The sequence below is a fragment of the Acidovorax sp. LjRoot66 genome (assembly GCF_964253305.1).
In the GTDB taxonomy this organism is placed as follows: Bacteria; Pseudomonadota; Gammaproteobacteria; order Burkholderiales; family Burkholderiaceae_C; genus Acidovorax.
This window is the reverse complement of record NZ_CAXUQU020000001.1, coordinates 4,983,132-5,004,338: the sequence shown is the minus strand read 5'-3', so window position 1 is coordinate 5,004,338 and position 21,207 is coordinate 4,983,132. Positions and strand designations below refer to the sequence as shown.

At 67.2% G+C, this 21,207-nt stretch carries 21 protein-coding genes; 9 read left to right on the top strand and 12 right to left on the bottom strand.

Annotation, left to right across the window (positions count from 1 at the left end):
- Positions 1–742 precede the first annotated feature (742 nt).
- The gene (locus ACSQ3Y_RS23510) at positions 743–1,843 is read right to left on the bottom strand and encodes an IS5 family transposase (protein WP_436177452.1); all 1,101 of its coding nucleotides are present in this window, start codon (positions 1,841–1,843) and stop codon (positions 743–745) included.
- Positions 1,844–2,021: 178 nt separating this feature from the next.
- Complete coding sequence (locus ACSQ3Y_RS23505; protein ID WP_436179063.1) at positions 2,022–2,642, bottom strand: TetR/AcrR family transcriptional regulator; 621 nt, start codon at positions 2,640–2,642, stop codon at positions 2,022–2,024.
- A gap of 91 nt (positions 2,643–2,733) precedes the next feature.
- Between ACSQ3Y_RS23505 and ACSQ3Y_RS23500 the strand changes: the two genes are divergently transcribed.
- Positions 2,734–4,818 carry an FAD-dependent oxidoreductase gene (locus ACSQ3Y_RS23500; protein ID WP_436179062.1) on the top strand — a complete coding sequence of 695 codons (2,085 nt, stop codon included), beginning with the start codon at positions 2,734–2,736 and terminating at the stop codon, positions 4,816–4,818.
- A 9-nt stretch (positions 4,819–4,827) separates the two neighbouring features.
- Here ACSQ3Y_RS23500 and ACSQ3Y_RS23495 read toward each other — a convergent pair whose 3' ends face one another.
- Positions 4,828–5,442, bottom strand: a complete 615-nt coding sequence (locus tag ACSQ3Y_RS23495; protein ID WP_436179061.1) for a 3'-5' exonuclease — start codon at positions 5,440–5,442, stop codon at positions 4,828–4,830.
- 365 nt (positions 5,443–5,807) lie between these two features.
- Between ACSQ3Y_RS23495 and ACSQ3Y_RS23490 the strand changes: the two genes are divergently transcribed.
- Together ACSQ3Y_RS23490 and ACSQ3Y_RS23485 are read left to right on the top strand one after the other, a co-directional pair.
- Complete coding sequence (locus ACSQ3Y_RS23490; RefSeq protein WP_436179060.1) at positions 5,808–6,737, top strand: DUF2142 domain-containing protein; 930 nt, start codon at positions 5,808–5,810, stop codon at positions 6,735–6,737.
- A 14-nt stretch (positions 6,738–6,751) separates the two neighbouring features.
- Positions 6,752–7,177 carry a DUF2142 domain-containing protein gene (locus tag ACSQ3Y_RS23485; protein WP_436179059.1) on the top strand — a complete coding sequence of 142 codons (426 nt, stop codon included), beginning with the start codon at positions 6,752–6,754 and terminating at the stop codon, positions 7,175–7,177.
- 33 nt (positions 7,178–7,210) lie between these two features.
- Here the strand turns inward: ACSQ3Y_RS23485 and ACSQ3Y_RS23480 are convergent, their stop codons facing one another.
- Positions 7,211–8,497, bottom strand: coding sequence for a sensor domain-containing diguanylate cyclase (locus tag ACSQ3Y_RS23480; RefSeq protein WP_436179058.1), 1,287 nt, complete (start codon positions 8,495–8,497; stop codon positions 7,211–7,213).
- A gap of 224 nt (positions 8,498–8,721) precedes the next feature.
- On the opposite strand from ACSQ3Y_RS23480, the gene ACSQ3Y_RS23475 reads away from it, so the two are divergent.
- Positions 8,722–9,639 (top strand): LysR substrate-binding domain-containing protein, encoded by a 918-nt coding sequence (locus ACSQ3Y_RS23475; protein ID WP_436179057.1) that lies wholly within the window; start codon positions 8,722–8,724, stop codon positions 9,637–9,639.
- On the opposite strand, the gene ACSQ3Y_RS23470 is transcribed toward ACSQ3Y_RS23475, so the two are convergent.
- From ACSQ3Y_RS23470 to ACSQ3Y_RS23450, 5 genes are all read right to left on the bottom strand, one after another.
- Positions 9,624–10,532, bottom strand: a complete 909-nt coding sequence (locus tag ACSQ3Y_RS23470; protein WP_436179056.1) for an amino acid ABC transporter substrate-binding protein — start codon at positions 10,530–10,532, stop codon at positions 9,624–9,626. The genes ACSQ3Y_RS23475 and ACSQ3Y_RS23470 overlap by 16 nt on opposite strands.
- Before the next feature lie 9 nt (positions 10,533–10,541).
- Complete coding sequence (locus tag ACSQ3Y_RS23465; RefSeq protein WP_369819443.1) at positions 10,542–10,928, bottom strand: VOC family protein; 387 nt, start codon at positions 10,926–10,928, stop codon at positions 10,542–10,544.
- A gap of 221 nt (positions 10,929–11,149) precedes the next feature.
- Positions 11,150–12,247: a M48 family metalloprotease gene (locus ACSQ3Y_RS23460; protein WP_436179055.1), complete on the bottom strand. Its 1,098-nt coding sequence runs from the start codon at positions 12,245–12,247 to the stop codon at positions 11,150–11,152.
- A 31-nt stretch (positions 12,248–12,278) separates the two neighbouring features.
- Positions 12,279–12,872: a LemA family protein gene (locus ACSQ3Y_RS23455; RefSeq protein WP_057201099.1), complete on the bottom strand. Its 594-nt coding sequence runs from the start codon at positions 12,870–12,872 to the stop codon at positions 12,279–12,281.
- 130 nt (positions 12,873–13,002) lie between these two features.
- Positions 13,003–13,956 (bottom strand): LysR family transcriptional regulator, encoded by a 954-nt coding sequence (locus ACSQ3Y_RS23450; protein WP_436179054.1) that lies wholly within the window; start codon positions 13,954–13,956, stop codon positions 13,003–13,005.
- A gap of 301 nt (positions 13,957–14,257) precedes the next feature.
- Between ACSQ3Y_RS23450 and ACSQ3Y_RS23445 the strand changes: the two genes are divergently transcribed.
- Both ACSQ3Y_RS23445 and ACSQ3Y_RS23440 read left to right on the top strand, forming a co-directional pair.
- A complete protein-coding gene (locus ACSQ3Y_RS23445; RefSeq protein ID WP_436179053.1) occupies positions 14,258–15,865 on the top strand; it encodes a lyase family protein in 1,608 nt (535 codons plus the stop codon).
- Positions 15,866–15,943: 78 nt separating this feature from the next.
- Entirely contained in the window at positions 15,944–16,297 is a 354-nt protein-coding gene (locus tag ACSQ3Y_RS23440; RefSeq protein ID WP_428001654.1) for a DUF6172 family protein, read from the top strand.
- Positions 16,298–16,393: 96 nt separating this feature from the next.
- Here the strand turns inward: ACSQ3Y_RS23440 and ACSQ3Y_RS23435 are convergent, their stop codons facing one another.
- Entirely contained in the window at positions 16,394–17,707 is a 1,314-nt protein-coding gene (locus ACSQ3Y_RS23435; protein WP_436179052.1) for a DEAD/DEAH box helicase, read from the bottom strand.
- A gap of 200 nt (positions 17,708–17,907) precedes the next feature.
- Between ACSQ3Y_RS23435 and ACSQ3Y_RS23430 the strand changes: the two genes are divergently transcribed.
- Genes ACSQ3Y_RS23430 through ACSQ3Y_RS23420 form a run of 3 tightly spaced genes read left to right on the top strand, consistent with a single transcriptional unit; the run spans position 17,908 to position 19,029 of the window.
- The gene (locus ACSQ3Y_RS23430) at positions 17,908–18,408 is read left to right on the top strand and encodes a DUF2721 domain-containing protein (protein ID WP_057201092.1); all 501 of its coding nucleotides are present in this window, start codon (positions 17,908–17,910) and stop codon (positions 18,406–18,408) included.
- Positions 18,408–18,803: a translation initiation factor Sui1 gene (locus tag ACSQ3Y_RS23425; protein ID WP_436179051.1), complete on the top strand. Its 396-nt coding sequence runs from the start codon at positions 18,408–18,410 to the stop codon at positions 18,801–18,803. The genes ACSQ3Y_RS23430 and ACSQ3Y_RS23425 overlap by 1 nt, the downstream gene beginning before the upstream one ends.
- Positions 18,804–18,816: 13 nt before the next feature.
- On the top strand, positions 18,817–19,029 hold the full coding sequence (locus ACSQ3Y_RS23420) for a DUF3820 family protein (RefSeq protein WP_057201089.1): 213 nt from the start codon (positions 18,817–18,819) through the stop codon (positions 19,027–19,029).
- A 58-nt stretch (positions 19,030–19,087) separates the two neighbouring features.
- Here ACSQ3Y_RS23420 and ACSQ3Y_RS23415 read toward each other — a convergent pair whose 3' ends face one another.
- Together ACSQ3Y_RS23415 and ACSQ3Y_RS23410 are read right to left on the bottom strand one after the other, a co-directional pair.
- Complete coding sequence (locus ACSQ3Y_RS23415; RefSeq protein WP_428001651.1) at positions 19,088–19,810, bottom strand: hypothetical protein; 723 nt, start codon at positions 19,808–19,810, stop codon at positions 19,088–19,090.
- 107 nt (positions 19,811–19,917) lie between these two features.
- Positions 19,918–21,150 carry a sensor histidine kinase gene (locus ACSQ3Y_RS23410; RefSeq protein WP_436179050.1) on the bottom strand — a complete coding sequence of 411 codons (1,233 nt, stop codon included), beginning with the start codon at positions 21,148–21,150 and terminating at the stop codon, positions 19,918–19,920.
- Positions 21,151–21,207 lie beyond the last annotated feature (57 nt).

Below are 21,207 nucleotides of genomic sequence, written 5' to 3'. Positions count from 1 at the left end.
TGTGGTGGTGGTGGTGGTGGTGGTGGTGATGGTTGCTGCTTGCTTTGGTGGAGGGCGGAGGCCGGGTCTCGGCCCGGCGGCCGAGGTACCTTTCTTTGCGTCGCCAAAGAAAGGTACCCCAAAGAAAGGCGACCCCGCTGCCCGTGTCCCCCTCGCCCGGAGGCGAGGGGGCAGCCTGCGATGCTCGGGCCTGGGGTGCACCGCGGAACTCGCTGCGTTTGGCCTGCGGCCAAACTCCGCTCGGACAACCGCGGTGAGTCAGTTCACGATGCGCGTGTCCTTCGGCACGCGCTCACCCCAGGCCCTGCGCTTCTCGGCACGATCAGAAGGGGGTGGGAGCCGGCTCCACTCGGGCCATTGCTCCGCTCGGCCTGGTGCGCCGTCGCTGCGCTCGGCCTGGGCAGAGTGATCGCGACCAACACGTCGGCAGCGCGCAGCGCGAACCGACACCCGGCGCGGCTGCGCAGCAGCAGCCGTTCGGACCCCGCTCCCCACCCCTGCTGGCTGCGCCGAGAAGCGCAGGAGCTGGGGTGGGTGCATGTGCCGAAGGACACATGCACTTCGTCATCTGGCTCGTCGCTGCTGTCTGAGCGGAGCTCGAAGAGCGCAGCGAGTTCAGCGACGCCCACCCCAGTTCCGAGCATCGCAGGCTGCCCCCGTTCGCCCGACAGGGCGTACGGGGGACGCAGACTGGGGGTCGCCTTTTCTTGGCCCACCTTCTTTTGGAGGGTGTAGAAGAAATCTATTTCAACCGCCCCAACAACATCCGAGCCTGCGCAAGCCACACCCACGCAGCCGCATAGAACGGCTTGCGGTCGTGGTGCATCACCAGCCTGCGGTTGCGCTCCAGCCATGCATGGGTGCGCTCCACGACCCAGCGCTTCTTGGCGATGGGGGCAGGCCGCTCGTCGCTCCACAGCGGCTGCTGGGCATCGTCCCAGCGGTGGCGGGCACTGTGGCGCACGATGCGCACCTGTACGTGGTGCGCCTTCTCGATCTGCTGGGCGCATTGCCCGGCGTACGCGCTGTCGGCCCACAACGTCTTGAACGAGCCATCTGTGCGCTTGCACGCCTGTGCTACCGCTTGCGCGGCCGCGTCGCGGTCCTGCACGGCTGCACTGGTGATCACCACCGCAAGCAGCAGGCCCAGCGTGTCCACGACCAGATGGCGCTTGCGCCCCTGCACCTTCTTGCCTGCATCGAAGCCCAAGGTACCACCCTGAGGGCTGCCCCGGTTGGACTGCGAGTCGATGATGGCCTCGCTGGGCTGCGCAGCGCGCTCCAGGCGTTGGCGCCATTGCTGGCGCAGACGCTCGTGCAGCGCTTCGAACTTGCCTTGGCGGGCCCAGTTGACGAAGGCCTTCTGCACGGACTGCCAGGGCGGATAGATCTGCACCGGCAGGTTGCGCCAGGACGAGCCGGTGCGCAGCACATAGCAGCAGGCATCGACAACGCTACGCCGCGAGTAGGTGGCCGGTCTGCCACGCGAGCCCCGTTGGGGCTCGAACAGGTCCTGCGCCAGCGCCCATTCGGCATCGGTCAGGGCACCGGCAATGGCGTTGCCGGATTGACTGGCGGGCCGATGCTGGGCGGTGTAGCCGTAGCGCGTGCCAGGCTGACCAGGCTGCGAGCGGGACAGCTGCGACTTGGGCCGCGCTCGCTGCAGGCCGGCAGCCTTCAGTGCTGCGCGCAGAGTCACCGTGCTGGGGGCGCTGCGGCCCATGTGATCGGCCCAGGCCAGCGCCAACTCGGGCAGCGTGGCCTGCGGGTTGTCGCGCACCACCTCGCGCAAGGTGGCGTACTCGCCAGGGGGGATCACGGGTGGTCGGCCTGTCTTTGCCATTGCGCTGCTCCTGCTTGGTCAATGCGGCGCTATTATAATTTATTTCTTCTACACCCTCTTGGCGACGCAAAAGAAGGTGGGTGCGCCGCCGGGCGCACACCCCGGCCTCCGTCCTCGGCAAAAGCATGCAGCAACCACAGAAACAGAACGGCACTGGGGCCCGCACCCATCACTCCCGTCACGCCCGCACCGCCCTCCAAGCCGCAGCCGCCAACTCACTGCGGTACACCTCCGGCGAGGGCAGACCCCCCTGGCCCGCACGATCCGACAGCCACGCCCGGCAATAGCTCTGCACCGGCCCCATCACCAGCGATGGCATCAGCTCGCACGGCAGGTCGCGCAATGCTCCGCCTTGCCGATGCGGCTCGAACCATGCCACCAGCGCCTGGTTGCGCCCGCGCGCCGCCTCGGCCAGTTCGGCGCTGCGCGGGCCGTTGGCCACCGGGCCGCGTGCCTGGAACAGAAAGCGCGCCTGCACGGGCTGGGCCACCACCCAGTCGAGGTAGCCGGTGACCAGGGCCTGCACGCCCGCTTCCACGCCCACGGCGGCATCGAGCTGGGCCTGCACGCTGCGCGACTGCGCCGCGAAGATGTCGAAGAACAGCGCCGCGACGATGCCCTCCCTGCTGCCGAAGTGGTGATAAATGCTGCCCACGCTGGCGCCGCAGCGTGCGCGCACGCCGTCGATGGAGACGGCCTCGACCCCCGCCTGCGCGGCGCAGGCCAGCGCGGCGTTCAGGATCTCCTGGCGGCGGTCGGTGGGCTCGGCGGTGGGGGCGGGGTTGGTACGGCTTGCCATGGAAGTGCATTCTAGAATAAAGTTCTAGAAAATAGTTCTAGATGTTGTGTCCGGCGTTCTGGACGCCATCCCACCCTTTCTGCGCCCCACCATGAAATCCATCGCCAGCGAACTGCCGCCCGGCCACGCCCTGTACCCCCATCTGCTCGCCCCGCTGGACCTCGGGTTCACGCAGATCAAGAACCGCGTGCTCATGGGCTCCATGCACACGGGGCTTGAAGACGCGCGCGACCTCACGCGCATGGCGGCCTATTTCCGCGAGCGGGCCGAAGGCGGGGTGGGGCTGATCGTGACAGGGGGATTCGCGCCCAACATCGCGGGCTGGACCAAGCCGTTTGCGGGCACGCTGTCCACGGCCGGTGCTGCGCGCCGCCACAAGGTGGTGACCGAGGCCGTGCACGGTGCCGGCGGCAAGATCGCGCTGCAGATCCTGCACACCGGCCGCTATGCCTACCATCCGCTGGCGGTAGCGCCCTCGCGGCTGCAGTCGCCGATTTCGCCGTTCACGCCGTTCGCGCTGTCGGCCAGCGGGGTGGAGCGGCAGATACGCGCCTTCGTCAATTGCGCCCAACGCGCCCGCGAGGCCGGGTATGACGGGGTGGAGGTGATGGGCTCCGAGGGCTATTTGATCAACCAGTTCCTCTCGGCCACCACCAACCGGCGCACCGATGCCTGGGGCGGCGACTACAGCCAGCGCATGCGCCTGCCGGTCGAGATCCTGGCGCGCATGCGCGAGGCCGTGGGGCCGGACTTCATCATCATCTACCGCCTGTCCATGATCGACCTGGTGCCCGGCGGCAGCGCCTGGGACGAGATCGTCACCCTGGGCAAGGCCGTGGCCACGGGCGGCGCCAGCATCGTCAACACCGGCATCGGCTGGCACGAGGCGCGCATACCGACCATCGCCACCAGCGTGCCGCGCGCGGCATTCGCCTGGGTCACGCAGAAGATGAAGGCCGAGTTCGCGGCGGCCGGCATTGCCACGCCGCTCGTCACCTCCAACCGCATCAATACCCCCGAGGTGGCCGAACAGGTGTTGGCCGATGGCTGCGCCGACATGGTCTCCATGGCGCGGCCGCTGCTGGCCGACCCGGCCTTCGTGAACAAGGCCATCGCCGGCCGGGCCGACCGCATCAACACCTGCATCGCCTGCAACCAGGCCTGCCTGGACCATGTGTTCAAGAACAAGACCAGCAGCTGCCTGGTGAACCCGCGAGCCTGCCAGGAGACTCTCTTGGTCTATCGCCCCCTGGCGCCCGGCAACAAGGCCAAGCGCATCGCCGTGGTCGGCGCCGGGCCGGCGGGCCTGACGGCAGCCACGGTTGCGGCCGAGCGCGGGCACGAGGTGCACCTGTTCGACGCGGCCGACGCCATCGGCGGCCAGCTCAACATGGCCAAGCAGGTGCCGGGCAAGGAAGAGTTCCACGAAATGCTGCGCTACCTGGCCACGCGGGTGCGGGACACCGGCGTGGTGCTGCACCTTTCCACCCGCGTGCAGGCCGCAGACCTTGCAGGCTACGACGAGGTGGTGGTGGCCACGGGCGTGAGCCCGCGCGACCCGAAGATCCCCGGGCAGGAGCACCCCAAGGTGCTGAGCTACATCGACGTGCTGCGCCACGGCAAGCCGGTGGGCGAGCGCGTGGCCGTCATCGGCGCGGGCGGCATCGGCTTCGACGTGGCCGAGTTCCTAGTGCACGAAGGCCATTCGACCACGCTGGACCTGCCCGCCTGGCAGGCCGAATGGGGCATCACCGACCCGGCCGAGGCGCGCGGCGGCCTGGCGCCCCAGGGCCCGCAAGTGACGCCCCCGGCGCGCCAGGTCACGCTGCTGCAGCGCAAGAAGGGCAAGCTCGGCGAGGGCCTGGGCAAGACCACAGGCTGGATCCACCGCACCACGCTGAAGATGAAGCAGGTGCAGATGGTGGGCGGCGTGAACTACGAGCGCATTGCCGACGAGGGCCTGCTTGTCTCGTACGGCGAGCAGCGCGAGGACCCGACCTGGATCCCCTGCGACACCGTGGTGCTGTGCGCGGGCCAACTGCCGCTGCGCACGCTGGCCGATGAACTGCTGGCCCTGGGCAGGAAGCCCCATGTGGTGGGCGGTGCGCTGGAGGCCGGCGAACTCGATGCCAAGCGGGCTATCGACCAGGCCGCACGGCTGGCAGCAGTGCTCTGAGCGATTGCCTCACGTGCCGGCTGGCAGCCCCAGCGCGTGGTACACGCGCGCTGCCGCATAGGCATCGTTGGCGGCATACACCAGCTGCGATTCGGTGAGGTGGGGGTTGGCCCAGTTGGAGGTGGCGGCCTTCTTGGACTTCATGAAACGCTGGTTGAACAGCACGGCCACCGCGCCCTTGACGCCCATGTCCTTGCGGTAGCCCTGCTGGCGAAACACATGGTTGAGCTCCAGCACGCCCTCGGGCACCACACCGAGCTTGGCCTCGATGCGCTTCTTGTCGTCGCCCAGGCCAAAGCCCGCCTTGGTGGTGCCGGGCCGGGCCAGCAGCTGTGCCACCAGGGCGCGGCAGCCTTGGTCGTGCAACTGAAATACCCAGGCCTTGTCGAGGGTGGACAGCTGCACCACATGCGGCCCGTCGGACACCTCGCCCTGCACGAAGGTGGGCTTGGACTCGGTGTCGAAGCCCCAGACCGTGCTCGCGGCCAGTTCGGCGCAGGCCTGCTCGGCCTGGACGGCAGTGGTCACCAAGGTGATGCGGTCGGGCCCCAGGCGCTCGAAGGGGGGCAGCAGTGCGATCTCTTCCTTGCCGGGCGTGGCGCGTTGGGTGTGTGGAGGGCTCATGGGGTGGCTATTGTGGGGGATTGGGAGGCAACTGATGCAAAATGCAAGCGATGTTGCGAGGGCCGCCTTGGACTGCCATGATCCTGCGGCACCCGGGAACGGGGGGCGTTCTAGCTTCGCGTCCCCGCACCCTTCAGAAACCTCCCTCTTTGGTGACGTAGGTCACGCCTGACACGCAATTGCGCGTTTGTGGCCGTCGCAGTCAAAACCCCGGTGGATAAGATCGTCTTGCCAGCTGGGATGGTCGCTGTCTATTGTTTCCTTGAAGACTGTCTGCATTGTTTTTGCGCCCTGACCTTTCTGGCTGGCCTCGTTTGACATCCCTCTGGAGGGGGCGCGGCCTTGCTGGAGTGCAGCGGCTGCGAATGGCCTGGTTGGCACTGGGTTTTGCCATTGCCTGCGGCATGATGCAATTGATTCCCGCCTTCCAGTCGCCCGATGAGATCGTGCACCTGCTGCGCGCCGACATGGTGGCCCATGGCCAGCCCTTGCTCAAGGGTCTGGAGCCCGACGTGCGCGGCAAGACCGGTGGTTGGGTGGACATCCATTTCTTCCTGTTCTCGCAGTGGATGCAGAAGATTGTGGGGCCGCACCGCGACAGGAGCCTGTCGCCCGCGTGGCTCACGAGCGAGGCCAAGCGGTTCGACTGGATGGACGACGAGGTCTTTGTCGATGCGTCGGCCACCGGGTATTACGCCCCTTTCATCTACCTGCCGCACGCGCTGGGCCTCAAGCTCTCGCGCGCGCTCGACCTGTCCCTGGGCCACAGTTACCAGCTCACCCGCATGCTGGTCACCCTGCTGGTGCTGGGTGTGGTCTTCTGGGCCTGGCAGACGGGGCCGCCCTCACTGCTGCTGCAGGCCCTGCTGCTGATGCCCATGGCGCTGTTCCAGATCATCTCGCCCACCATCGACGGGCTGTGCTTTGCGCTGGCATTGCTGGTGCTGTCGCTGTTTCTGCTGCAGTGGCAGGAGGGCCGGGCCACGCGCTGGCAGGCGTTCGCGTTTTACTTTTCCATCTTTCTGCTGGTAACGTCGCGCACCAACCTCATTCCCATGGTGTTGCTGCCGCTGGTGCTGCTGCTCAGGCACTGGTCGTGGCAGCGCGTCGCGGCCACGACCACACTGTTCGCGGCCAGTAGCGGGTGGACTCTGTACGGCTTGGTCCACACCCAGGACCACCGCGTGGTGCGCGCGCTTTCCACGGGGCAGATCATCGGCACATACCTGCGCGACCCGCTTGATTTCCTGCGCCTGGGGGGCGAACCATCGCCGACCCGTTCCAGGGCCACCTGATCGCTTCATCCTTCGTGGGCAACCTGGGTTGGGCCGATGCGCCGATTGCGGACCTGGCCCTGATCACCATAGGCTGCGGCCTGCTGCTGGCGGCCGGCCTGACCGTCGCGGCGACAAGCTACCAGAAGGCCGATCTTGGCATCCGCGCCACGCTGCTGGTTGCGGCGGTGGGCAGCGCTCTGCTGGCCTTCTTTGCGCTCGCCGTGACCTGGAACGACTACCCGGTGCGCGTCATCGAGGGCTTGCAGGGGCGCTACTTCATCATCCCCGCCATGCTGCTTGCGGCGGCCCTGGGGCCCGTGCGGCTGGCACCGGTGCACATGCCCAGGCCAGCCAGCCACCGGGTGTTTGTTCTGCTGTATGCCTTGTTCTGCCTGGGTGCCATGGCCACAACGCTGCAAGGGCGCTACGGCATGGGCTTGGCAGTGTTCGATTTCTGATCGGCATCCTCCGCGCGAGGTGTGCCGGCCAAGTCAGTAGCCCTGGCCGTCCAGGTCGGCGTCGGCCAGCGCAATCCGGTCGCGCCCTTCGCGCTTGGCCTGGTACAGCGCCTGGTCGGCCCGGTCCAGCAGGTCGCGCAGGCTGCGGTCGCTGCCCCTGAGGGTGCCCAGGCCCATGCTGGCGGTGATGCGGTAGCGGTGGCTGCCACCCGCATCCATGCCCGCCAGCTCCAGTGTGCGCACGCAATTGAGCAGCCGCATGGCCACCTCGTGGCCCTGGGGCAGGGTGGTGCCCTGCAGCAGCACGCCGAATTCCTCCCCGCCCAGGCGGCCTACCGCATCGCCAGGGCGCAACCCGTCCATGACGGCGCGTGCAAAGTCCACCAGGGCGCGGTCGCCTTCGAGGTGGCCGAAGCGGTCGTTGATGGATTTGAAATGGTCCACGTCCAGCATCAGCAGTGTGAGCGGCGTGCCATGCTCGCGTGCGGCGTGGAAGGCCGCCTCGGCGGTTTCCAGAAAGGCGCGGCGGTTGGCCATGCCGGTCAGCATGTCGGTGGTGGCCAGGCGGTGCAGCTCGCGCTCCAGGTTCTTGCGCTGCGTCACGTCGCGGTAGATGCCCTCGACCCCGGCGAACTGGCCCAGGTGGTCGTACAGCGCATGGCTGCTGATGGAGATGTCGATCACCGTGCCATCGCGCCGCACCATCTGCCCTGGAAAGTCGGCCACCTCGCCTTTTTCCTGGATGGCCACCTTGAAGGCATCGCGGTCCTTGCTCTGCGGGTAGTACGACTCGGCCGTGCGGCCCTCGATCTCGTGCGGCTCATAGCCGAGCACCCGGCGCACCCCCGGCCCCACGTGCTGCACCACGCCCTGCGCGTCGGTGCGGTAGTACACGTCCTGCATGTTGTCGAACAGACGGCGGAAGTTGTGCTCGCTCTCGCGCAGCTGCTCCTGGATTTCGCTCTGGTGCGTCATGTCCATGCCGCACATCAACACGGCCGGCGCGCCCTGCCATTCAATCGCCACGCTGGCCACCAGCACCATGCGCAGCTGGCCCTTGTCGGTGCGCACGCGGAACTCGGAGGACTTGTTGGGCCGCCCCACGTGGTCGGGCTCCTTCACGCGCTCGATGCGCTGGCTGGAGCGCGCCTTGTCCATGGGGTGCACGAAATGGCCGAGGATCCGGCCCAGCAGGGCCTGCTCGCTGTCGGCCTCCAGCAGGGCCACGCCGGCCGCATTGGCACGCAAGATGGCGCCGGCGGGCGTCACCACCAGCGCCGCTGCAGGCAGCAGTTGCAACAGTTCCTGATCGTGGTGCATGCGTTTGTAACAATACGTAGTGCACCATTGTGGCACCGCGCGCGCAAAACGCCACCAAGTGTTTTACACAGGGGGACGGTTGGGAGATGTTGCCCTGAGGCGTGTCCACCATCGGTGTGGTCCACAGGGGCATTGCCTTGGCGATCGCCCGCGCAAGCTCCTGGCATGGATGGCCGCGATATATGCTGCAGGCCATGTATCGATTTTCGGAATGATCTCCCACCGTGCTCAGCGAACTCAAGACCTTCATCGCCGTCTGCCGCCACGGCACGTTTGCCGCCGCCGGCGAGCGCATCGGCCTCACGCAGTCCGCCGTCAGCAGCCAGATCAAGCGGCTGGAGGAGTCGCTGGGTTTTGCACTGTTCGATCGCACCGGGCGCTCGGCCACGCTCAACGCGGCAGGCCAGGCCACGCTGGCGCGCGCTGAAGAGATCCAGGCGCTATACGCCCGGCTGGCCGACCTGCCCAGCGAGGCCTCAACGGCAGGCCTGCTGCGCATGGGTTCCATCGCCTCGGCGCAGCCGACCCTGGTGGCGCGGGCGCTGGCCATTCTGCGCCAAGCCCATCCGCAGCTGCGCGTGCACGTCACGCCGGGCGTGTCCATGGGCCTGATGGACGAGCTCGACGCGGGCAAGATCGATGCGGCCGTCATCATCCGCCCGCCCTTCGGCATGCTGCCCGAGCTGACTTGGCAGCCGCTGGCGCACGAGGCCTTCGTGCTGCTGGTGCCGGCCGGCCTGAAGGGCCGCGACTGGCGTGCGCTGGTGCAGGAGCACCCGTTCCTGCGCTACGAACGCACCTCGTTTGGCGGGCGCATGGTGGAGCGCTTTGTGCGCCGCGAAGGCCTGGCCGTGTGCGATGCGGTGGAGGCGGACGAGATACCCGCGCTCATCCACCTGGTGGCGCTGGGCGTGGGAGTGGCGCTGGTGCCGCTGGTGCAGGCGCACCTGCCGCTGCCGCCCGGCGTGCGCGTGCTGACCCTGGGCGAGAACACCTTTTACCGCGAGATCGGTCTGCTGCAGCGCAGGCCGCGCGCCAGCCCGCCCGCCGTGGCGCTCTTCGCGCAATGCCTGAGGCGGGCCGCCGAGGTGGCGGCGCCTGCGTCTGCTGTGGCTTCTTCTTCGCGTCAGCGCGGTCCGTAGTCTTCCATGGGCTTGTCGCTGGGGTTGGCCCAGGCGGCCCGGGTCTGGGCATTGGCGGGCAGCCCCACCCTGATGCCCTGGGGCGGTATCGGCTGCATGAACCACTTGTCGTAAAGGCGCGCGACCTCGCCGCTTTTGGCGAGCGCTGCCACGCTCTGGTCCACCACCGCTTTGAAGGCGGGGTCCTTGAGGATCATGATGGGCAGGGGCTCCACGCTCAGCACCGGCTCCAGGATTTTGTACTGCGCGGGCTCCCTGCTGCGCGAGATCAGCGTGGCCAGAATCTGGCCGTCCGCCACGAAGGCGTCGGCACGCCCCGTCTCCAGCAGCAGAAAGCCCTCGCTGTTGTCCTTGCCCAGCACCTCCGTCATCTGGCCGGAGGCCTCGCGCCCCATCTTGCGCACCGCCTGCACGGCGGTGCTGCCGGCCGTGGCCGCCACGGTCTTGCCGCTCAACTGGGCAACGCCTGCCACCGGGGACGATGCCTTCACGGCTAGGCGCACGCCTTCGACGAACAGCGTGGGGGCAAACGCCACCTCCTGCTGGCGCGCGGCATTGTTGGTGGTGGTGCCGCACTCCAGGTGCACGGTGCCATTGCGCACCAGCGAAATCCTGTTCTGTGGGGTCACCAGCTGGTACACCACCTCCAGCTTGTCCAGCCGGGCTGCGGCCTTGATGTCGGACACGATGCGATTGCAGACCTCCACATGGAAGCCCGTGTACTGGCCCGGCCCGAGCGTGAAAGACATGGCGCCCGAGGCATCGCGCACGCCCATGACAAGTTTGCCGCTGTCCCTGATGGCCTTGAGCGTATCGACCTGAGCGCAGGCGCTGCCCAGGGCGAGCGACAGTGCGGCGGCGCACGCCAGCGCGTGAATGCGTGGGAGTTGCATGGCAGCCCCTTACTTGGCGAACAGCGAACCGAGGTCCGCGAACGACTTCATCTCCACCGCGTTGCCCGAGGGGTCCAGGAAGAACATGGTGGCCTGCTCGCCCGGCTCGCCCTTGAACCGGATGTAGGGCTCGATGACGAAGGCCGTGCCGCGCGCCGTGAGCTTGTCCGCCATGGCCTGCCACAGGTCCATGGGCACCACGGCGCCAAAGTGGCGCACCGGCACGGCGTGGCCATCCACCGCACTGTGGCTGCCATGCCCGCATTCTTCGGGCGCCAGGTGGGCCACGATCTGGTGGCCGAAGAAGTTGAAGTCCACCCAGGCGTCGGCGCTGCGCCCCTCGGGGCACCCCAGCAGCTCGCCATAGAAGGCGCGGGCCTCGGCAATGTCGCGCACCGGGAACGCGAGGTGAAAGGGGATGGGGGAGGTGAGGTGGGATGTGGTGGAGAGGATCGTGGAGGTCATGGGGAATGTCTGCTTGCGGGTTGATGACCGTCAAACTTTAGGCAAACTCGTCCTCCATGAAAAACGATAGTTCTGCGTGCTGAGTATCGAAATAATCGATGAGTGCAGGCGGGCCACCATGTCGAGACGCGGCGTGCGCCCTGCCAGTCACTTCAGGTGAACCGTGCGAACGGGTCGACCAGGGATGCAATGGTGGGCGTGCCCGGCACCACGCTGGCCGCGCTGCCGCGCCGCGCAGACTCGGGCTCCACAGTCACGGGGGAGGCGGCCAGGGGCTGCATGGGCCGCCCGTACACGCGCCGCACGCGGTCTTCGAGCGTGGGGTGGGTGTCGAGCCGGCGCTCCAGCCGGCCGCCGCCCTCCACATCCACCAGCAGCATGTGCTGCACCGAGGGCAGGGCCAGGCCCGTGTGGCGGTGGTCCTGGGCATAGCCCGCCGGTGTGTCGCGGCGCTGGCCCATCACCTTGCGCAGCACGCCGCCCAGGCCGTCCTTGCTGCGCGTCCACTGCACGGCGCGGGCATCGGCCAGGTACTCGCGCTGGCGCGAGACGGCGGCCTTGAGCATGCGCCCCGTGAGCCAGCCGGCCAAACCTGCGAGCATGATGGCCGAGCCGAACCACCAGGCCAGGCCGCGCCGCTCGCGCAGCGTGTCGCCAAAGTTGTAGACCAGCTCCAGCCCGTAGACCATTCCGGCCAGCTGCATCTTCAGGCGTGTGTCGCCCTCGTGCAGGTGGCTCAGCTCATGGGCGACCAGGCCCTGCATCTCGTCGCGGTTGAGGTAGTCGAGCGCGCCCTGCGTCACGGCCACCACCGCATCCTTGTCGTCCCAGCCGGCGGCAAAGGCGTTGATGGCATCGACGCGCGGCACCACCATCACCTGCGGGCGGCGCATGTTGGCGGCAATGCACAGCTCGTCGACGATGTTGGCCAGGCGCTGCTCGGCATGCGAGATCGAGGGCCGCAGCTCGCGCGCACCGGCGCGCGTGGCCAGCTTCACGCCGCCTGCGCGCAGGTTCGACGTTTCCACCCACCAGCCGCCCAGCACCAGCATGAGCGACACGCCCACGTTGACGGCCAGAAAGCCGGCAGGGTAGGGCAGGTTGCCCGGCAGCACGGCCGCCATCAGCAGCCAGGCCACCACGAGCGCCCCGTGCACGGCAGCCACCAGCAGCGCCACGGCAATGGCAAAGCCCAGCAGCAGGCGGCGCGTTTCGCTGCGCGCGTTTTCTTGATGGTTCCAGAATTTCATCGAGTCAGTCCCTCGCGGTTACGCGGACTGCTCAGAACTGGACTTTGGGTGCGGTGCGTTCTTCTGCGCTTTGCGTGGATTCGAGCATCGGCGAGCTGACGAAGCCCAAGAGCCGCGCCACGATCAGGTCAGGAAACTGCTGGGCCTTGTCGTTGAACTCCAGCACCTGGTCGTTGTAGGCCTGGCGTGCAAAGCCCAGGCGGTTCTCGGTGCTGGTGAGCTCCTCGCTCAGCGACTTCATGGAGGCATCGGCCTTGAGGTCGGGGTACGCCTCGGCCAGCGCCATCAGCCGGCCCAGGCTGCCGCCGAGCACGCCCTCTGCCGTGGCCAGGGCGCCCAGCGCGCTGGCACTGGCCGGCGCTGCACGGGCTGCGGTGGCGGCGGTCTGCGCATTGCCGCGCGCCTTGATCACCGCTTCAAGCGTGGACGCCTCATGCGCCATGTAGCCGCGCGCCACCTCGATCAGGTTGGGGATCAGGTCGTAGCGCCGCTTGAGCTGCACGTCGATCTGGGCGAAGGCATTGGCAATGCGGTTGCGCAGCTGCACCAGGCGGTTGTAGACCACCACGGCCCATACCAGCAACACCACCACCACGCCGGAGAAAATCCATCCTGCTGTCGACATAGTCCACCTCCTCTGTTGTAAATTTTGATTGAGGTCAATAGTACAGACCGGGTTTTCCGGGGAGGGGGAAAGCTGAAAATTGGTGGGGACTTGGATCGCAGGGCCGTTGTGGCCGCTGGTCAGAGGCGGGTCAGCGGGCCGCAATGTCGTGCCAGGCCAGCAGGCTCTCGGCCAGCCGGGCCGCGGCTGACGGGGCATCGGCGGCCGTTGCTGCACGGCGCAGCATGCCCAGTGGCGGCATGGCCATGTGCGGCACGGCCAGGTGGGTCAGCAGCCGTGCTTCGAGCAGCGGGCGGGCAAAGTGGTGGGGGCTGAGCGCCAGCAGGTCACCGCTGTCCAGCATGGCCTGCGTGAGCAGGGCCGAGCGGCTGGAGACCTGGCAGGTGCGCGGCGCACCGCCCAGACGCACGCACAGCGCGTTGAACTCCGCCGGCGCAATGCCGGTGAGCGGCGGCACCAGCCAGGTGTGTGCGCGCAGGTCGTCGTCGGACACATGGGCCTGCCCTGCCAGCGGGTGGCCGTTGCGGCACAGCACCACGTAGTGGTCGGCCCGCACGGGGGTGAACAGGTGGCCTTCGGGCAAGGGCTGGGGCTCGCGGCACAGCACGATGTCGACCCGGTTGGCCTCGATCATCTGCAGCAACTGGTCGGCCGGCACTTCATGCACCTCCACCGCCACGTCCGGGTGGGTGCGGCTGAACACCGGCAGTGCCTGCGTCAGCCACCCCGCCACGGCCGCGTGGATGGCGCCGATGCGCACCAGACCGGTGGCGCCATGCTGCATGGAGGCTGCCGTTTCCGCGCAGGCGTGCAGCAGCTTGAGCGCATTGCGCACCAGGGGCAGCAGGGCCAGCCCGGCGGGCGAGGGCCGCATGCCCCGCGCGTGCCGCTCGAACAGCGAGGTGCCCAGCAGGGTCTCGAACTCGGCCAGCGCGTGCGTGGCCGCAGGCTGGCTCAGGCCAATGGCCGAGGCGGCCTTCTGCAGGCTTTGCAACTCGGCAATGTGCACGGCCAGTTGCAGGTGCTTCAGGCGCGCACGGCCCAGCAGGCGTGCGAACAACAGGTCTGGGGTGGTGGGTGTCATGGCAGCTTTGTATTCATTGTTTGAATATCTTAGAGCGCCTTTGAATTTGACGGAGAGGACTGCATGGCCAGAATGGCCGCTGAGCCGCCCCAGCAATCCATTCAATTTTTGGATGCTGGGGGCAAGAGCCTTACAGAACAAGAATCTGACGGAGACACCACACCCACCCAACGCACCTGTTTGTACGCGCCTGTACGCACGCCTGCCGGCCCGCATACCCGCGCCCAGTCCCCTGCACCAGCGCCTGGAGACAACCAGGGGACGCCGCATGCCTGTTTCCTTTTTCCTCTTTGAGATGCCCATGAACCGCCATAAAACCAAAATCGCCTTGTGCGTTGCCGCCTTGCTGGCCGCCACCGCTGCTGCGCACGCAGCAGACACGCTCGACACCGCCTGCCGCACCACCGAAGAATGCCGCGCCCAGGTTGCCAAGATCCAGGGCACCTTCAGCGGCGACGCCACCAGCGCGCAGGCCAAGGCGCAGGATGTCTTCTACTGGTTTGGCCGCATCAACATGGCATCGACCGTGATGAACGTGGAAGAAGGCATCATCCCCGCCCCGCTGGCCGGCCCCATCGCACGGGGCGTGGCCCATTCCATCGACCAGGCCACGCAGCCCGGCGGCCGCCGGCCCACCGACGTGCTGCAGGTCGAAAAGATCATCACCGACGCCGCCGGCCCCGACGCCACGCTGATCCATTCGGGCCGCAGCCGCCAGGACATCCACTCCACCCTGAACGCTGCCCAACTGCGCACCGAGGTGCTGGACTTTGCCAGCGCCCTGAGCAGCGCCCGCGCCCGCCTGCTGGAGCTGGCCGCCCAGAACGTGGACACACTGGTGCCCGCCTACACCAACGGCGTGCAGGCCATGCCCGTGAGCTATGCGCACTACCTGCTGGCGTTTGCCGACTCGTTCGAGCGCGATGCCACGCGCATCCGCGAGGCCTATGCCCGCATCAACCGCAGCGCGCTGGGCACTGCCGTGCTGGCCAATTCCAGCTGGCCGCTCAAGCGCGAGCGGCTGGCCGACCTGCTGGGGTTCGACGGGCTCATCGTCAACTCGCTGGACGCCGGGCAGGTCAGCACCTACGACATTCCCATCGAGGCCGTCGGCATCGCCAGCTCCACCGCCATCCGCGTGGGTGCCTTCATGCAGGACGTGCATGTGCAGTACCACCAGACGCGCCCCTGGCTGCTGCTGTCGGCCGGCAAGACCTACACCAGCAGTGCCATGCCGCAAAAGGCCAACCCCGGCATCATCCAGAACACGCGCCTGAAGGCATCGGACGTGGTGGCCTCGGCCCAGGCCGTCACGCTGCGTGCCCACAATGTCACGCCCGGCATGATCGACTACAAGAACGCCTGGAGCGCGCAGGGCGGCGCCCGGACCTTTGTGCTGGGGGTGGAGATGGTCCAGCAGTTCAAGGAGGTGCTCGACGCGCTGCAGGTGGACCCCGTGCGCTCGCTCGAGGAACTGGAGTCGGAATGGACCACCTCCATGGAGCTGGCCGAAACCCTGCAGCGCACCAGCCGCGTGCCGTTTCGCGTGGGGCACCACTTTGCCTCCGAGGTGGTGGTGTACGCGCGCAGCAAGAACCTGCGCCCCAGCGAGTTTCCCTACCAGGAGGCCGTGCGCATCTATGCCGAGGCCGGCAAGAAGTACAGCCTGACCGACCTGCGCCTGCCGCTGGACGAAGCCAGCTTCCGCAAGACGCTCTCGCCCGAGAACATGGTCAAAACCCGCGTCGGCGTGGGCGGCCCCCAGCCAGCCGAGGTGCGCCGCATGCTCGCCAGCGCCCGCGAGTCCCTGGCCAAAGACGACGCCTGGCTGGCCGGCCGCCGCACGAAGCTGACCGAGGCGGATGCCAAACTGAACCGCGCCTTCCTGGACATTGCGCGCAGGCCCTGAGCCTGTTTGCCGGGGCCTGCAAGCCCCGGTTCATGACCCCTTGGTACGGCCCTGGGTCCGCAAGCGGTACCATCGCCCATGAGAAAAATTTTCCAACTACATGTCGAAGGCAAGAATCCGGACCGGGTTCTGGAGTCCGTCAAGCACGATATCCGCAAGTACATCAAGCGCGAACGCCGCCGTGACATCCCCGAAGGCGCGGACTTCTGGGACTTCGATTGCCAGTTCGGCGCCACCAAGGAAGCCGCCACGGTGGTGCACCTGTCGGCCCTCACCGGCCTGATCAACGGCGTGGTGGCCGAGGGCGGCAAGCAGTTCTACGTCGAGATCCTGGCCAAGCCCGGCAAGCGCACGGCGCGGCCTGCAGGTGCGCGTGACGAGGACGCTGCCAACGACGGCATGGGTGCCGAAGACGACGACAGCGAAGACTGACAACCTGGCGGATTCGGGCTTGTGCCCGACCCACCGACCCACCGGCTTGCCTTTCACGGGGCATGCCGGTTTTTTGTTGACCGGCCGGGTCTGCCCTTATTCCGGCTTGGGGGGCTTCTTGCCCACGGGGCGTGCGGCTTCGGCAGCCGCCTCGGCCTCGGCTTCTGCCGCTGCGGCGCGCAGCTTGTCTTTCTTGCTCGGGCGGCGGCCCTTGACGCCGCCGGTGCCGGGCTCGCCGGGGGCTGCCGGGGCGGGGGGCGGAGCCACTTCGGTGGGCTCGAAGCCGGCAATCACCTCCAGCGGCAGCGCCAGGCCCTGGCGCTTTTCGATCAGCCGGAAATGCGCCGTGGCGTCGGGCGTGACGAAGGTCACGGCCACGCCGCTCTCGCCCGCGCGGCCGGTGCGGCCGATGCGGTGCACGTAGTCGTCGGCCGAGCGCGGCAGGTCGTAGTTCACCACCGCAGGCAATTGGGCAATGTCGATGCCGCGCGCAGCCAGGTCGGTGGTCACCACCACCTGCCAGCGCTCGTCCTTGAACTCCTGCAGCACCTGCTTGCGCGCGCCCTGGCTCAGGCCGCCGTGGAAGGGGCTGGCGAAGATGCCGGCCTTGTACAGCTTTTCGGCCACATGCTCGGCCGCGTACTGCGTGGCCACGAAGACCAGCACGCGCGTCCAGCCGTGCTCCTTGAGCAGGTGGCGCAGCAGCTGCGTGCGGCGCTTGTCGTCCACGGCGATGGCGCGCTGCGCAATGTCGGGGGTGTGGTCTGGCGTGGGCGCAATCTCCACCCGCAGCGGCTGGTGCAGCAGGCCATCGGCCAGCGCCTGCACCGGGGCGGCGAAGGTGGCCGAGAAGAACAGGTTCTGCCGCTTGGCCGGCAGCAGGGCCAGCACGCGCTGCAGCTCCTCGGCAAAGCCCAGGTCCAGCAGACGGTCGGCCTCGTCCAGCACCAGATGGGCCACCTTGCCCAGTTGGATGGCGTTGTGCTCCACCAGGTCGAGCAGCCGGCCCGGCGTGGCCACGACGATGTCGGCCCCGCCGCGCAGGCCCATCATCTGCGGGTTGATGGACACGCCGCCGAACACCACCGCCACCTTGGGCGGCTGCTGCAAATGGCCTGCCAGGTCGCGCAGCACCTCGCCCACCTGGGCCGCCAGCTCGCGCGTGGGCACCAGCACCAGGGCGGTGACGTGGCGTGACGCCTGGCCGGTGGCGCCCAGTTGCACTGCCTGCAGCAGCGGCAGCCCGAACGCCGCCGTCTTGCCCGAGCCGGTCTGCGCGATGCCCAGCAGGTCCTGCCCGTTCAGGATGGCGGGGATCGCCTCGGTCTGGATGGGCGTGGGCGCCGTGAAGCCCACGGCCTGGGCGGCATGGGCGAGGGCAGGGGAGAGACCGAGGGCAGCAAAGGGCATGGGCAAGGCGGCCTGTGCACGGGGCACGGCCACGAAATAGAAAGACAAATTGAGTGGGCGCAGCCCGCGCGCGGGCTGTCTGGATCCCCTGATTGTCCTGCATTGGGGTTCTGGCACCGGTCAATGGCTGGTTTGCCGTGCCGCCAGCCCGCACTGTGCGCCGATAATCGGGCGGCCCGCATACACCGCTACTCCCGCTTATGGCCATCCCCACCGATCCCTCCGTCATCACCCACGGCATCCAGCTCGCGGTGGCGCCCGTGTTTTTGCTCACCGCTGTCTCCGGCATGATCGGCGCCGTGGCCGGCCGGCTGGCACGCATCATCGACCGCGCCCGCGTGGTGGAAGACCGTGCCCGCGCCAACAACGACCCCGAGTACACCGCGCGCGCCTATGCCGAGCTCGGTGACCTGCGCCTGCGCGGGCGCCTGGCCAACGGCTGCATTGCACTGCTGACCTTTTGCGCCTTTCTCATCGGCATCACCATCATCCTGCTGTTCCTGGGTGAAACCTTCGACTACCAGGCCAACCGCCTGGCTATCGCCGGCTTCCTCGCCGGGGTGGCCTCGTTCCTGCTGGCGCTGGTGTGCTTTCTGGCAGAGACGGTGATGGCCACGCGCCTGCTCAACTTCCACATGCTGCAAAAGGAAATCGGCGCCAACCCCGCCGATACCCCCCTCATCGTGCGGGAGCCGAAGTAATGGCCCCCGCCCCCAAGAAGTCGCTGGCCGACCTGGGCAGCCTGGGCGGCCTGGTCTATTCCACCGACACCGGCCGCATGTGCCCCGACTGCCGCCAGCCCATCGCCCAGTGCGTGTGCAAGGCGCTGGCCAAGGCGGCCGCCGTGCCTGCCGGCGACGGCATTGTGCGCGTATCGCGCGAGACCAAGGGCCGCGGCGGCAAGGCCGTCACCCTGGTCAAGGGCGTGCCGGTGGATGCCGCCGCGCTCGACCAGTTGGGCAAGCAGCTCAAGGCCGCCTGCGGCAGCGGCGGCACGGTGAAGGACGGAGTCATCGAAATCCAGGGCGACCATGTGGACCGCGTGATGGCCGCGCTGCAAAAGCTCGGCCACAAGGTCAAGCGCGCGGGCGGTTGAGGGAGCGCACCCGATGGATGCCGAAAAGTTGCAGCGTCTGGTCACCACCGAGATGCCCTATGGCAAGCACAAGGGCACCTTGCTCGCCGACCTGCCTGCCAACTACCTCGGCTGGTTTGCGCGCGAGGGATTTCCGAAAGGGGAACTGGGGCAGTTGCTGGCGCTGATGTATGAGATCGACCACAACGGGTTGGCGGATCTGCTGAGGCCGCTGAGGGGGCGGTGAGATATGGTGCGTCGGCGCGGTCCGTACCAGGGTGGATAGACCTCGCGCCTCGCTGCCTTCAGAATTCCCAGGCGACCCCCAACTGGCTGAAGGTTCGGCCATCGCCGTGTCCGAAGGCGGCCGAGGCCTTCACTCCTGCGGTGATCTCGTAACGCACACCGATGGCTTTGTCGGGGCGGGAATTGTGCGCGCCATGCACCTCCATCGTAAGCTGTGCCTTCTGCGTCAGCGGAATCTCGTAGCCGGCAGCCCAGGTCGCTGCAGTGCTGTGGGAGCCTTGAGCCTTGATCCGCCTCCCGCCCGCATTGAGGTGCAGCACATGCAAGTTCACCATCCTGTAGCTGGCCAGTCCGGTGACCGCGAACTCGCTCTCGGTAGAGTGCTCTGGCGTCACATCTTCCCGAAGGCGAGTCCCGCCCATGTCCAGTCGCGCCCCGAGGGACCAGCCCATTTCATTCTGAACGGGAACCCACTTCACCCCAAGAGCACGTCCATGGAATCTGGTGGATGGGCTGGTGTGGGAATCCCTGGATCGGCTTAGAGCCACTTCCATCTCCAGGTCCTTGGCAACGCCTGCGCCGAAGATCAGTTCCACCCCGGTGGTCTTGTCGTCCCTGGATATCACGCTCTCCAGTTTCATTGCGCCCTTGGAGAGGGTTCCCGCATCGTCCGTTGTCATGGGGGCTTCCGCATTCGCGGCAAACGCCGCTGCAATGCCGGAAATGGCGATGCACATACTGGCGATGTGAGATGGCTTTGGGGGAGAGTCAGGAAGTCTCATGAAGGATCTCTTCTTATAGGGGTGAAGTAGTGTGCTGGGCTGCCTGTCTGCCGCGCAGAGTCAGCACACGGAAGCCGCAACTGGCGGACCATTTCTGCAGGTCGGTTTCAAGGCCCAGCTTGCGTGGCTGGCCAGCGAAGCTCAATGCAGAAGCCAGCAGCGCACTCCGGCAACATGGCTCTGCCACCATGGGCGCGAGCGACCAGATCCGCCAGCACCAGGCCCAGGCCTCCCATGGCGCTGCCTTCGCCGTAGGCCTGATGTTGCAGCGAATCCTGCAGACTGGCTCTGTGCTCCGGCGTACAACCATCGCCATCGTCCTGCACCGTCAAAATGAAGTCATTGCCTTGCGTGGAAGCGGTAATCGCCACCTGGCTGGCATGGAAGCGGTGGGCGTTGTCCAGCAGATTCAACAGAGCAGCAGCCAGCAGGTCCGGGTCTGCAGCCACCACCGTGTCCGGGCGGACAGATATCGCCAGATCGTGAAAAGCCAGTGCTTTGATCAGTTGATTCAGGTCGATCGTCTGGCGCTGCGGCTCGATGCCGCTGCGGAACATCATCAGCAATGCCTGCATGACGCGTCCGAGCCGCTTTGTGGCATCCCGGGCACTCACAAGACGCGGACGAACATTGTCTGGCGCCTCTTTGATGGCCATGGCCAGTTGCACATCGATACCTGCCACGGGCGTGCGCAAGGCATGTGCCGCGTGCGCGGTGAATGCGCGTTCGCTGATGATCCTCTGGGCCAGGCGCTGTCCCAGTTCACTGATCGATTGTTCTATTGGCATAAGCTCTTGCCTCGGTTCAGAGCGGGGCGTGGTCTCGGGCCTGAGGGGGTCGTAGCGCTGCACATCCCGGCTCAGTGTGCCGAGCGGACGCAGCTCCTGGCTGATTCGCCAGTTCATCAGCAGTGCAGACAGCAGGCTCATGGACAGGGCCGCCATCAGCGTGTAGAGCACCACCTCGCCGCGCACTTCGTCCCGTTCCTTTTTGCTTTGTGCCACCACCAGAAAATGTGTTGAGGCGTTTCTGAAGTCCGAGGTGTAGGCGCGCCATTGTCTATCTGCCGTCCAAGTAACCCTGTCCTGGGGCGCACGCTGCAAAGCCTGCGCGGGCGCTTTGTGGGAGCGGCTGCGGACTTCGCCTGTTGTGGCGTCCACGACCTGCCAGACCAGATGTTCCTCGTAGGCGAAGTGATTCTTGGCACTCTGATTGCCATAAGTATGGTCCGGTTGATTTACCAGTGCGTGGTGGAATATTTCTGTCGCTTCCCGCAGTTCCTGGTCCATGAATTCGCCCATTTCATGGGCAATCACGAGCCACACGACGGCCGAGGTCATGAGTCCGAACGCCACGGACGTCCAGAGCAGGGACTGGACCAGTCGTGCCCGAATGGA

Excerpts from the sequence above, each read along its gene's own strand:
- ACSQ3Y_RS23505 (WP_436179063.1), bottom strand. The coding sequence starts at position 2,642 with ATGGCAAGCCGTACCAACCCCGCCCCCACCGCCGAGCCCACCGACCGC.
- ACSQ3Y_RS23500 (WP_436179062.1), top strand. The coding sequence starts at position 2,734 with ATGAAATCCATCGCCAGCGAACTGCCGCCCGGCCACGCCCTGTACCCC.
- ACSQ3Y_RS23410 (WP_436179050.1), bottom strand. The coding sequence starts at position 21,150 with ATGACCTCGGCCGTCGTGTGGCTCGTGATTGCCCATGAAATGGGCGAA.
- ACSQ3Y_RS23450 (WP_436179054.1), bottom strand. The coding sequence starts at position 13,956 with ATGACACCCACCACCCCAGACCTGTTGTTCGCACGCCTGCTGGGCCGT.
- ACSQ3Y_RS23425 (WP_436179051.1), top strand. The coding sequence starts at position 18,408 with ATGGCCCCCGCCCCCAAGAAGTCGCTGGCCGACCTGGGCAGCCTGGGC.
- ACSQ3Y_RS23445 (WP_436179053.1), top strand. The coding sequence starts at position 14,258 with ATGAACCGCCATAAAACCAAAATCGCCTTGTGCGTTGCCGCCTTGCTG.
- ACSQ3Y_RS23470 (WP_436179056.1), bottom strand. The coding sequence starts at position 10,532 with ATGCAACTCCCACGCATTCACGCGCTGGCGTGCGCCGCCGCACTGTCG.
- ACSQ3Y_RS23510 (WP_436177452.1), bottom strand. The coding sequence starts at position 1,843 with ATGGCAAAGACAGGCCGACCACCCGTGATCCCCCCTGGCGAGTACGCC.
- ACSQ3Y_RS23430 (WP_057201092.1), top strand. The coding sequence starts at position 17,908 with ATGGCCATCCCCACCGATCCCTCCGTCATCACCCACGGCATCCAGCTC.
- ACSQ3Y_RS23415 (WP_428001651.1), bottom strand. The coding sequence starts at position 19,810 with ATGAGACTTCCTGACTCTCCCCCAAAGCCATCTCACATCGCCAGTATG.
- ACSQ3Y_RS23490 (WP_436179060.1), top strand. The coding sequence starts at position 5,808 with ATGGCCTGGTTGGCACTGGGTTTTGCCATTGCCTGCGGCATGATGCAA.
- ACSQ3Y_RS23495 (WP_436179061.1), bottom strand. The coding sequence starts at position 5,442 with ATGAGCCCTCCACACACCCAACGCGCCACGCCCGGCAAGGAAGAGATC.
- ACSQ3Y_RS23460 (WP_436179055.1), bottom strand. The coding sequence starts at position 12,247 with ATGAAATTCTGGAACCATCAAGAAAACGCGCGCAGCGAAACGCGCCGC.
- ACSQ3Y_RS23455 (WP_057201099.1), bottom strand. The coding sequence starts at position 12,872 with ATGTCGACAGCAGGATGGATTTTCTCCGGCGTGGTGGTGGTGTTGCTG.
- ACSQ3Y_RS23480 (WP_436179058.1), bottom strand. The coding sequence starts at position 8,497 with ATGCACCACGATCAGGAACTGTTGCAACTGCTGCCTGCAGCGGCGCTG.
- ACSQ3Y_RS23435 (WP_436179052.1), bottom strand. The coding sequence starts at position 17,707 with ATGCCCTTTGCTGCCCTCGGTCTCTCCCCTGCCCTCGCCCATGCCGCC.
- ACSQ3Y_RS23420 (WP_057201089.1), top strand. The coding sequence starts at position 18,817 with ATGGATGCCGAAAAGTTGCAGCGTCTGGTCACCACCGAGATGCCCTAT.
- ACSQ3Y_RS23440 (WP_428001654.1), top strand. The coding sequence starts at position 15,944 with ATGAGAAAAATTTTCCAACTACATGTCGAAGGCAAGAATCCGGACCGG.